Origin of the sequence: Mesorhizobium sp. M7A.F.Ca.AU.002.02.1.1 (assembly GCF_003998535.1) — a bacterium.
Lineage (GTDB): Bacteria > Pseudomonadota > Alphaproteobacteria > Rhizobiales > Rhizobiaceae > Mesorhizobium > Mesorhizobium ciceri.
In genome coordinates this window covers 1-10,402 of sequence record NZ_RZPB01000143.1, presented here as the reverse complement: position 1 = coordinate 10,402, position 10,402 = coordinate 1, and the positions used below count along the sequence as shown (strand labels likewise).

General features: G+C 64.2%; 11 protein-coding genes and 1 pseudogene. 5 read left to right on the top strand and 7 right to left on the bottom strand.

Translation table 11 applies throughout. The annotated features are described in order from the left end of the window. Positions 1-24: 24 nt before the first annotated feature. Both EN879_RS11725 and EN879_RS11720 read right to left on the bottom strand, forming a co-directional pair. Positions 25-1,851 (bottom strand): ABC transporter ATP-binding protein/permease, encoded by a 1,827-nt coding sequence (locus EN879_RS11725; protein WP_063169102.1) that lies wholly within the window; start codon positions 1,849-1,851, stop codon positions 25-27. A gap of 132 nt (positions 1,852-1,983) precedes the next feature. Then, complete coding sequence (locus tag EN879_RS11720) at positions 1,984-2,766, bottom strand: methyltransferase domain-containing protein (RefSeq protein WP_013529379.1); 783 nt, start codon at positions 2,764-2,766, stop codon at positions 1,984-1,986. 137 nt (positions 2,767-2,903) lie between these two features. Here EN879_RS11720 and gloB point away from each other — a divergent pair, with 137 nt between their 5' ends. Next, entirely contained in the window at positions 2,904-3,671 is a 768-nt protein-coding gene (gloB, locus tag EN879_RS11715; RefSeq protein WP_013529378.1) for a hydroxyacylglutathione hydrolase, read from the top strand. 22 nt (positions 3,672-3,693) lie between these two features. Further along, positions 3,694-4,122 carry a cupin domain-containing protein gene (locus EN879_RS11710; RefSeq protein WP_013529377.1) on the top strand — a complete coding sequence of 143 codons (429 nt, stop codon included), beginning with the start codon at positions 3,694-3,696 and terminating at the stop codon, positions 4,120-4,122. A 1-nt stretch (position 4,123) separates the two neighbouring features. Here the strand turns inward: EN879_RS11710 and EN879_RS11705 are convergent, their stop codons facing one another. The 3 genes from EN879_RS11705 to EN879_RS11695 are packed head-to-tail and all read right to left on the bottom strand — an operon-like array spanning position 4,124 to position 6,541. Next, entirely contained in the window at positions 4,124-4,810 is a 687-nt protein-coding gene (locus EN879_RS11705) for a lysoplasmalogenase (protein WP_063169103.1), read from the bottom strand. Further along, entirely contained in the window at positions 4,807-5,718 is a 912-nt protein-coding gene (locus EN879_RS11700; RefSeq protein WP_063169104.1) for an EamA family transporter, read from the bottom strand. Before EN879_RS11700 ends, EN879_RS11705 begins: the two co-directional genes overlap by 4 nt. A gap of 34 nt (positions 5,719-5,752) precedes the next feature. Next, complete coding sequence (locus tag EN879_RS11695) at positions 5,753-6,541, bottom strand: DUF3108 domain-containing protein (protein ID WP_063169105.1); 789 nt, start codon at positions 6,539-6,541, stop codon at positions 5,753-5,755. Positions 6,542-6,799: 258 nt separating this feature from the next. Between EN879_RS11695 and rpmB the strand changes: the two genes are divergently transcribed. From rpmB to EN879_RS11680, 3 genes are all read left to right on the top strand, one after another. Continuing rightward, positions 6,800-7,096: a 50S ribosomal protein L28 gene (rpmB, locus tag EN879_RS11690; protein ID WP_013529373.1), complete on the top strand. Its 297-nt coding sequence runs from the start codon at positions 6,800-6,802 to the stop codon at positions 7,094-7,096. Positions 7,097-7,280: 184 nt separating this feature from the next. Next, the gene (locus EN879_RS11685) at positions 7,281-7,961 is read left to right on the top strand and encodes a queuosine precursor transporter (RefSeq protein ID WP_024503743.1); all 681 of its coding nucleotides are present in this window, start codon (positions 7,281-7,283) and stop codon (positions 7,959-7,961) included. A 59-nt stretch (positions 7,962-8,020) separates the two neighbouring features. Next, the gene (locus EN879_RS11680; RefSeq protein WP_063169106.1) at positions 8,021-8,692 is read left to right on the top strand and encodes a hypothetical protein; all 672 of its coding nucleotides are present in this window, start codon (positions 8,021-8,023) and stop codon (positions 8,690-8,692) included. A gap of 11 nt (positions 8,693-8,703) precedes the next feature. On the opposite strand, the gene EN879_RS11675 is transcribed toward EN879_RS11680, so the two are convergent. Both EN879_RS11675 and EN879_RS11670 read right to left on the bottom strand, forming a co-directional pair. Further along, positions 8,704-9,732 (bottom strand): esterase-like activity of phytase family protein, encoded by a 1,029-nt coding sequence (locus tag EN879_RS11675; protein ID WP_063169107.1) that lies wholly within the window; start codon positions 9,730-9,732, stop codon positions 8,704-8,706. Continuing rightward, positions 9,729-10,402: pseudogene (locus EN879_RS11670) on the bottom strand (cobaltochelatase subunit CobT); the annotation flags it as partial. The pseudogene EN879_RS11670 and the gene EN879_RS11675, both read right to left, overlap by 4 nt.

Below are 10,402 nucleotides of genomic sequence, written 5' to 3'. Positions count from 1 at the left end.
TTGCTTCCCCGTCCGGATATCAGGTCATTTCTTGCCGCGGGCGGCGACTGGCGGCGGTTCGATCGCGCCGGCTCTGACGCGGGCGGGCTTCAGCGCTGGCGCACCGGAATCCTTGACGATCGTCAACGCGCGCGGGAAGAAGTGGTCGTTGTGCTGGCCGCGCCCGATGTTGAGGATCGCTGTCGCCGGCAAACGCTTCTCGAGCATCGACAGCACGCGTCTTAGCGATGGGCCGTCGAATGCATCCAGCGCCTCGTCGATGATCACCCATTTCGGCTGCCGCAACGCGAGCCTGGCGAAGGCCAGCGAGCGCTGTTCGTCATCGCCCAACTCATGGTCCCAACGCCCGGCGCGGTCGAGCGATGAGGATAGCCGTCCCAGACCGACCTCGGCCAGCACCGCCGAAATGTCGGCATCGTCCGCCGGCGCGGGGCCGTTCGGGTGATCGAGGACTTCGCGCAATGTGCCGACCGGAAAATAAGGCACGCGCGGCACGAATATGGGGGTTTCTCCCGCCGGCAGGCCGATCCGGCCGCTTCCCCATGGCCACAGGCCGGCAATGGCACGAAAGAACAGCGTCTTGCCCGCACCGGGATCGCCGGTGATCATGACGCGCTCGCCGGGGCGGATTTCGACATGCGGGTCGGCGAGCCTGGTGCAGCCCTCCGGCGAGGCCACTTCGAGCTTCTCGAAAGTCAGGCTGCCACTGACGTTTTGGCCGAAGGCGATGCGCTTTTCGGTGTCGTGCAACGCATCGGTTTCATCGAGCGCGATGCGGAAATCGGCCACGCGCATCAGCGTGGCGCGCCAATCGGCAATGCTGCCGATGTTGTTGATGAACCAGCGCAAGGAGGAGTGGACCTGGTTGAATGCGCCGACCGCCATCATCAGCCCGCCAAAGCTGATATCACCTGAGAAATAGACAGGCGAAGCAACCAGTATGGGCGCCACGACGGTGATCCAGCCATAGGTGTCGGTCACCCAGGACAGGTTGATCTGGGCGGTGTAGATGCGCCGCATGGCGCCCAGCACCGTGCCGAGATCGAGTTCGAGCCGCCGCCTGGCGTCGGCCTCGCCATGATACAACGCGATGGCATCGACATTCTCGTTGACGCGCACCATCGAGGAGCGCAGCTCGGCTTCGCGTGTATAGCGGTCGCTGTTCAGGCGGATGAGCGGCCGCCCGACCAGCCAACTCAGCCAGGAGGCGATGCCGGCGTAAAGGATGGCGGCCCAGACCATGTAGCCCGGTATGGCCAGCGAGGTCCCGCCGATGTGGAACACGAAGCCCGAGGACAGCTCCCACAGCACGCCGACGAAGGACACGAGCAGGATGCACGACTGCAGCAGGCCGACGCCGAGATCGGTTGACAGATCGGACAGATGCGCGGCGTCCTGCTGCATGCGCTGGTCGGGATTGACGCCGATGGCGCCGGCATTGGCCAGACGGAAGGCGCGCGCCGGCCGCATCCATTGATCGATCAGATCCAGCGTCAGCGCCTCGCGCAGCTTGAGCCTGATCATCTGGTTGAGCCAGGTCTGGCCGATATTGAGCACCAGAAGTCCCCCGGCTATGGCCGCGAAGACGAGGAGCTGGTGCAAAAAGGCCGCCATGTTGCGGCGGGCAAGCGCATCGTAGAAAGGCTGGTTCCAGCGGTTGAGCAGAACCTGGCCGATCGACGTTGCGATGATCACGGCCATGATGCCGACCGATGTCCACAGCAACCATCTGCGAACCGGCGATCCCGCAAGCGCCCGCCGGATCGTCATCACCTGATCGTGCAGGCTGCTGGCCTCGACCGCCACGGCAACCGGCTGAACGGCGGCGGCATTGTCCGGTTGATCAGCCATGGCCGAGGTCCTTGCGTCAGTGCTGCAACCGGATGGAGAAACTTGACAGGCGTTCGTATGAGCTGCCGGATGGGCTGTCGGTCTGCTTGCGACAGATAGGCAGGGAAACGACGTCAGGCACGCTTGCCGCGATCACGAAGCCGTCACCCGCGCAGCCAAGGGCTTGGCATCCGCTTTGTGACGGCCAAGCCGGGTGGCGCCATGCGGCGACAGCACCGGCACGAAGACGCGGCGCGATGCGCGCTGCGCCACCGGCACGCCTTGATAGAGCCGCTTCTGCGCCTCGACCACGATGACCCCGGAAAAGATCGGCCACAGCCGCCGGCCGGCGCGCTCCAGTACATTGTGGAAGCGCATCATGAAACGGCGCCGCGATGGCGGAAAGAACAGCGCATCGGACCAGGCGGCGGGCGTGAAATTGGCCTCGCGCAGCAGTTCCGTAAGCTGGCCTCGCGAAAAGGGCCGGCCGTTGCCGAATGGGGTGTGCTCGAAGCGCGCCCAGACACCGCGCCGGTTGGGCACGACGATGACCACCCGGCCGGCCGGCGACAGCACGCGCCAGATCTCGTTCAGCGTCTCACGCGGGTTCTCGACATGTTCGAGCGAATGGACGAGCAGCATGCGGTCGATGCAGGAATCGACCAGCGGCAGTTCCTCGTCGAAGACCAGTGCCGTCGCCGTCGGCCCCGTCGCCGGCCACACCACCGCGCCTTGCGTTGCCGGCATGAAGGCGAAGACCCGCTCGGCGTCGCTGCCGAACCGCTCCAGCCACGGCAAGGTGTAGCCCAGACCAACCAGCCGCTCGTTGGGAACGGCCGCCCATATCGACGACAACGCCATGGTGATCGAACGCTCGGCGAACCGGCCGAGCGTTGTCGAATAGAACGAGCGAAGATCGACGATGTCGGAATGCATGGCAGGGATGTAGCCGTGATGTCGCCAGGTTTCAACAAAAGGCCGCGACGACCCGACATTCCGGGAATGTCATTCGACATCCGGGATGACATCGACCCGCAAGCGCCCTATGTCTGCGGCCATAACGGAGAGATGTGATGCCGGTCGAAATCGAACAGTTCATGTGCCGCAGCGACAATTTCGGCGTGCTGGTGCATGACCCCAAAAGCGGCCAGACCGCGATCATCGATGCGCCCGAGGAAGCGCCAATCTTGGCCGCGATAAAGCGCACCGGCTGGACGCCGACGATGATCCTGACCACACATCATCACATGGATCACGTTGAGGCCAATCTGGCGCTGAAGGAGCGCTTCAAGCTGCGCATCGTCGGCCCGGAGGCCGAAAAGGCCAAGATCCCCGGCATCGACGAGACCGTCGAAGACGGCTCGGTTCTCCATCTTGGCGATGAAAGGATCGAAGTCATCGCCACCCCCGGCCACACTGCCGGCCACGTTTCCTATTATTTGCCGGCCTCGAGCGTGGCGTTCACCGCCGACACGCTGTTTGCGCTGGGTTGTGGGCGGCTGTTCGAATGCAAGCCGCCGGTAATGTATGATTCGCTGAAGAAGCTGGCTGCACTTCCAGCTGAAACGGCCATCTATTGCGGCCACGAATACACGCTCTCCAACGCCCGTTTCGCGCTGACCGTCGACCCGTCCAATTCAGCATTGAAGGAACGCGCCGCCAGGATCGAAAAGCTGCGCGCCGAGAACAAGCCGACGCTGCCGACGACGATCGGCGAGGAACTGTCGACCAATCCCTTCCTGCGCTGGCACGATCCGGCGATCCGCAAGCATCTTGGGCTGGAGAAGGCTTCCGACGCCGAGGTCTTTGCCGAAATCCGCAAGCGCAAGGACAACTTCTAGAGCCCGTGATATCGTCGACGCCATGACCAGCTCCGCCGAAATCATCGCGACGCTCGGGCTGAAGCCGCATCCGGAAGGCGGCTGGTATGCCGAGACCTTTCGCGATGGCACTGGCGGCGCGCGCGGCCATTCGACCGCCATTTATTTCCTGCTTGAGGAGCATCAGGTTTCGGCCTGGCACCGGGTCAAGGACGCCGCCGAGGTCTGGCATTTCCATGCCGGCGCCCCGCTGGCACTGGCAATGTGGGAAGAAGGCAGCACCGTTGTGGAGCAGGTGCTTGGAATCGATCTCGCAGCCGGTGAGCGGCCGCAGATCGTCGTGCCGGCGGGCTGGTGGCAATCGGCGCGCAGCCTCGGCGAATGGACGCTGGTCGGCTGCACCGTCGCGCCGGGCTTCGAGTTTGCCGCCTTCGAACTGGCAGCACCCGGCTGGCAGCCGAAACAACCGTAGCTCAATAAGAGCCCGGATATAGCAGGGACCCAAGCGTGATCGCGAGTTGGGCGGCGTAGTACAGCGCCCAGACGGCGAAGCGCATCCAGGCGCGGTGCGGCGAGATGGCGGCCACCAGGAATTTCTCCGTGGCGAGCAGCCCGTCGGATGCCATGAACAACAGCGCGCCGCCGATCACGGAGACGTTGCTGGTGGTCAGCGCCGAGATACCCATTGCCAGGATCGCAGCGACATAGACGGCGATCGGCATACGCAGGCCGGGACCGACGCGCCGCCACAGCGCCGCCAGCATGACGGCCGCAAACACCGCCATAGCGAGCGCGATCGCTCCGCGCCACGACTCGGCGCCAAGCACCCCCAACCCGCCACCGCTGCGCAGGAACAGCGCGACATAGACGATGTGGGCGACAAGAAAACTGGCCAGCCCGCCGAGGAAGGCCTTTTCACCGTCGCGCGACAGGAATGCGTCGCCAACGGCGCTGAGGGCGAGCGCGGCGGCGAGCAGCAGCGGGCCGCCCTGCAGCCCGGCCAACACGGCAAGCATCGCCACGGCGAGCGTCTTTGCCGCCGAGCGGGCGAGCGTTGGTGGCATGCCAAGCGTAAAGGCGTAGATCACCGCCGCCGCCAGCGAAAAGATCAGTGTCGCATTGGCATTTGCGTCGATGCCGCCGGCAAACGGCATCGTCATGCCCCGGCCCTGCTTTGGGACGCCCTGGCTCCGCTCTCAGCCGCTGGTTTGCGCAGGAACAGCGACTTCGCTGCAAGTGCGGCCCCGCCGGTGATGAGCACGCAGGCGGCGAGGATGCGCAGCGACGGCTCGGCGACGCCGGCCGCGATCAGCACCAGCGTCGACAACAGCGGTGCGGCGTAGCTTGCAGCACCCAGCACCTGGATGTTGCCGCGCTTGACGCCGATGTCCCAGGCATAGAAGGCCGCCCCCACCGGCATCAGGCCAAGGCCGAGCACGGCCAGCCACTGGCCGGCACCGTCAGGCAGAACCGTCTGTTCCAGCGCCAGGTGGCAGGCGAGCGACAACACCGCGGTCGCCGCGCAGAACCAGGTGACGATGCTGGTCGGCACCGACGGGAAGCGCCGCGACAACAGCGAATAGGACGACCACAGCACGGCACAAACGGCGGCCATCGCATAGCCGAAGGCGTAACGGGCGTCGAAGGCGAGGCCCCCGCCCTTGGTGACGATCAGCACGGTGCCGGCAAGGCCGAGCAGCGCGCCGACGACATGGTTCCAGGCCAGTTTTTCGCCCGGCATCAGCGCCGAGCCGAGCACGATCAGCAAAGGCCATAGATAGGCGATCAGGCTCGCCTCCACAGCCGGCGCATTGCGCAGCGCTGTGAAATAGAAGAAGTGGTAGCCGAACAGCCCGGCAATGCCGATCAGCCACACCTGCGGCGGTATCTTCTGGCTCTTGTCGGGTGCCGGCATGAACAGCCGCGCGACCAGCCCGACACCGGTGCCGATCGAGAAGGTGATCGCCGACAAGAGGAACGGCGGCACCTGGCCCGACGCATCGGTGAGCAGTGCGAGCAGCGCCCACATGGCGACCGCCGAAAAGCCGATCAGTGTTGCGCGCCCCATTCTGTCTCCAGTGGCGCGCCAATTCTGCGCCTGGCTATTGTACCGCTTCGAAACGTCCGGCGCTGATGGTCAAGGTGCCGATCTGCGTGCCCACCGTGGCATGGATCGGCGCATATACGCCGGTTTGGCCGAGCGGTGCAAACGTCACCATCATGCGGCTTTTGCTCTTGAGATAGTTGAGCGCCTTGCGGCCCTTGCGATAGCCAGCCACCGGCTCGAAGCCCATCCGGCAGGTAACCGTGTCGCCCTTGTAGCCCGGCACCGAGATCGTGCCCTTCGAAGCGTAAGTCAGCGTCAGATCGGCGCGCATCTCGCCGTCGTAGAACTTTACCGTGCGGCCGCAGACCTGGTCGAGGCTGTCGGCATGGATGACGGTGGCAGCCATCGGATCGAGCACCGATGCCAGGTCGCCGGCACCGAGCGGCACCCAACTCTTGGGGTCGCGCTTGCCCGGCGCCGGGACGACCTGCGTCGAGGTGACCCTGCCATTTGCAAAGCGGATGTCGACCACCGATGCCTTCTTGCCGGAGGTGTAATCGGCGCGGAATGCCTGCGGCACCATCCTCTTGCCCGCAATCGTGCCTTTGGACGAGATCGTGCCACGCGTGTCGTCGAACAGTTTTGCCAACCCTGCCGCGCTGACGCTGCCTTCGATCGCGTAGGCGCCGTTCTCATAACGGCTGGAAAACGTTGATTTCGCTATCGAAAGTCCAAGGAACGACACCGTATACTCGCCCTTGAACGACTGCGGCGAGGCAGCAGACGCGGCGGACGGCAAGGCTGCGGCAAGCATGGCGGCAAAGGCATGTGACGAACGAAGCATGGCGGGATCGGGTCCTTGATTTTCGGCCGGAGGCGGGCAACTCCGGTCTGGCATGTCCCTATGAGACCGCTTATAGGATGAATTCCGGCCTTAATATGAAAATGCCGGGCGCGCAGTGGGCAATGCAGGAGCTTGACGCCTCGGCGAAATGCAACTATGGAACGCCAACTTTTTCCATAAGGCCGCCTGACCAGAACCGCGCGCCACCCGGCGTGGGCTTGAGTGTTTGGCAGACCCCGAGAACTGAAGGTTAGAACAATGTCCCGCACCTGCGAACTCACTGCCAAGGCAGTCATGTCCGGCAACAATGTGAGCCACGCCAACAACAAGACCAAGCGTCGCTTCCTGCCGAACCTCGTCAATGTGACGCTGATTTCGGAAGCGCTGAACCAGAATGTGCGCCTGCGCATTTCGGCCAACGCACTGCGTTCGGTCGAACATCGCGGCGGTCTCGACGCCTTCCTGGCCAAGGCCGACGTCAAGGAATTGTCGCAGCGCGCCCGTCTGCTGAAGAAGCAGATCGCCAAGAAGACCGCCGAGCAGGCTGCCGCTTAAACAGTTCAAAGGCGGGGGACGACCGCCCTGGCCAACATCTTGTTGGCCTCTGGCCAACATCTTGTTGGCCTTGGGGCATCGGATCGAAGCCGCAAGGTTTTGGCAATCCGGTGCCCACATACGAAGGCGAGCATCGCCCGCATGGGCATGATGCTTGGCTGGTTCCATTACCCAGGATAAAAAAATGACTTCCTTCTCGCGGTATTTGCCCTTCGTGGCCGCCATGGCGCTTGTCGTCGTGGCATCGAACATTCTCGTGCAATTCCCGATGCAGGGCCAGATCGGGGGCCTCTCGCTGGCCGACCTTCTGACTTGGGGGGCCTTCACCTATCCCTTCTCGTTCCTGGTCACCGACCTCGCCAACCGCCGCTACGGACCCACTGTGGCGCGCCGGATCGTCCTTGTCGGCTTCATGACGGCGGTGATCTGCTCGATCCTTGTCCCGCCCTTCCTGTTCCGTCACGGCCTGATCGAATTCGAGACCGCCGCCGACCGGCTGGTGCGTATCGCGGCCGCGTCCGGAGCGGCGTTCCTTTCCGCGCAACTGCTCGATGTCACCGTGTTCAACCGGCTGCGCCGGCAGAGCTGGTGGCGGGCGCCGATCATCGGCACGCTGGTCGGGTCGGTGTTCGACACCGCCGTGTTCTTCACCGTCGCTTTCTCGGCTGCCTTTGCCTTCGCCGGACCAAACGACGGCTTTGCGTTGGAAAACGCACCCTTGATGGGCGTCTTCCATGTCGAGGCGATGCGCTGGATCTCCTGGGCGCTTGGTGATCTCTCGGTGAAACTGATCATCGCCGTCGTCGCACTCATACCCTACCGGTTGCTCGCTGCCCGCTGGAGCCAGCCCGCGGTTGCGGCTTAAACCATGATCCCGAAAAGTGGGACCCCGTTTTCGGAAAAGATCCTGGTCGGACAAAGATCATGATCCCGTGGATCCAGCTCGATTCAGCGAAGACCCCAGACGGCGGACAAGAACTTCGCCTCAAGCGGCGCGGCACCGAATTCTCGATCATGCTGGGCACCAACGAGCTCATGAACAGCCGCCTCAGCGGTTCCGAGGAAGCGCTGGCAAAACTGTCCTGCGGGCGGATTGCCGGCCATAGCCATCCAACAATCCTGATCGGTGGGCTTGGCATGGGTTTTACCTTGCGCGCCGCGCTTACAGAATTGGCCAATGATGCCGGAATCGTCATCGCTGAACTGGTGCCGGCCGTTGTCGCCTGGGCGCGCGGTCCGATGGCCGAAATCTTTGGCGGCTGTCTCGACGATCCGCGCGTCACCATTCAGGAGACCGATGTCGGGCAGCTGATACGCTGGCAGCCCGCGGCCTGGGACGCCATCCTGCTCGATGTCGACAACGGCCCGGAAGGCATCGTCCACAAATCCAACGACGCGCTCTACAGCCTGCAGGGCCTCGCAGCCGCACGCAGCGCCCTCAAGTCGGGCGGCGTGCTGGCGGTGTGGTCGCAAGGCCCCGACATCGGCTTCACGCGGCGGCTGAAGCAGGCAGGCTTCGGGGTCGAAGAGGTCAGTACGCGCGCCAACGGCAAGCGCGGCGCGCGCCATATCATCTGGATCGCCACCAAGACGTAAAGCCGGCGGGCTCAATCCTGGTGCAGGATGAATTCCAGATAGAGGTTGCGCTGCAGGATCGAGTGGTTGTCGTCGGAGATCAGCGACACCATCAGCGCGCCGTCGTCGCGGGTCCAGACGTCGAGCCCTTCCATATTGTCGATCTGGTAGCCCATGTCGGCCTCCAGCAGCACCGGCCCGTCGGCGACCGCGCCCTTCTCGACGCTTTCGCCATAGATGCGCCGCAGCCGCATCTTGACGCCCCTCGCCATCGAGAAACTGCGCTCCAGAAGCAGCAGATCGCCATCCGGCAGGAAGGCGCCGTCGGTGATGTCGAAATCGCCGTTGCGCTTGACAGTAAAGACGCCCTTGTGCGGCCCCTCGATGATGGCGGCATAGATGTTGCCGGCCTTGTCGAGGCTCTTTTCGGAGACCACGACCAGGCCGCCCTCATGCTGACCGTTGGCATTGGCGTGGGTGACGGTCTCGAAGCCGCGATTCTGGCGCAGCTCCTGGGCCGGAACGACGAAATCCAGCGGCTTGAACGGCGCCTTCATGTCGTTGGCGTCGATCTTGAACTGGGCGACGCGGTGGCTGCGCTCGAAGCCGACGGTGGCAATGCCGTCCTTGACCGCGAGGCCTTCCGCATCGACCTCCCATTTCCTGTCGATCGGCCGACCGGTCTCGTCGACCATCTGCTGCATGCGGAAATTCTGGATGCCGGAGGGCCGCTTTTCCGCGTCGCGGACCACCGTGCCGAAGAACCAGAAGCCGGTGTCGGCAACGCCGATGAAGTCACCGCCGGCCTTCAGGAAGCGGAAGGCCGACAGCGCGCCGAAATCGCGTGTCGGCGAGGTCATCTCCAGCCCGCCGACGAATTCGAAAGGGCCGAATTGCTTGTCGGCACGGCCAATGTGAAATTCGGTGATCGGGCGGGCCGAGATTTCGACCGGTTCGACAGAACCAGAGTCGGGCGAACCGGCTGCCGCCGAAGCCACACCGGAAAGCAGGGCGATGGCGGCGAAAAGCGTCTGCTGAAAGCCGCCGCGCCTGGAGATCATCCGGCGCGCCGCATACCACCGCCGCGCCGCGTATCCTTCGCGCTTTCCTCGGCAAACAGCGAAGCCAGCTGCTCGGTCATGGCGCCAGCCAGCTCCTCGGCATCGACGATGGTGACGGCGCGGCGGTAGTAGCGCGTGACATCGTGGCCGATGCCGATGGCCAAGAGTTCCACAGGCGAACGCGTCTCGATCAGCTCGATGACGGCGCGCAGATGGCGTTCGAGATAATTGCCCGGATTGACCGACAGCGTCGAATCGTCGACCGGCGCGCCGTCCGAGATCATCATCAGGATCTTGCGCTGCTCGGGCCGGGCGATCAGCCGGTTATGCGCCCACAGCAGCGCCTCGCCGTCGATATTTTCCTTGAGCAGGCCTTCGCGCATCATCAGGCCGAGATTGCGCCGTGCCCGCCGCCACGGATGGTCGGCCGATTTGTAGATGATGTGGCGCAGATCGTTGAGCCGGCCAGGATTCGGCGGCTTGCCGTCCTTCAGCCATTTCTCGCGCGCCTGCCCGCCCTTCCACGCCCGCGTGGTGAAGCCGAGGATCTCGACCGAGACGCCGCAGCGCTCCAGCGTGCGCGCCAATATGTCGGCGCAGGTGGCGGCGACCGTGATCGGCCGGCCGCGCATCGAGCCGGAATTGTCGAGCACCAGCGTCACCACCGTGT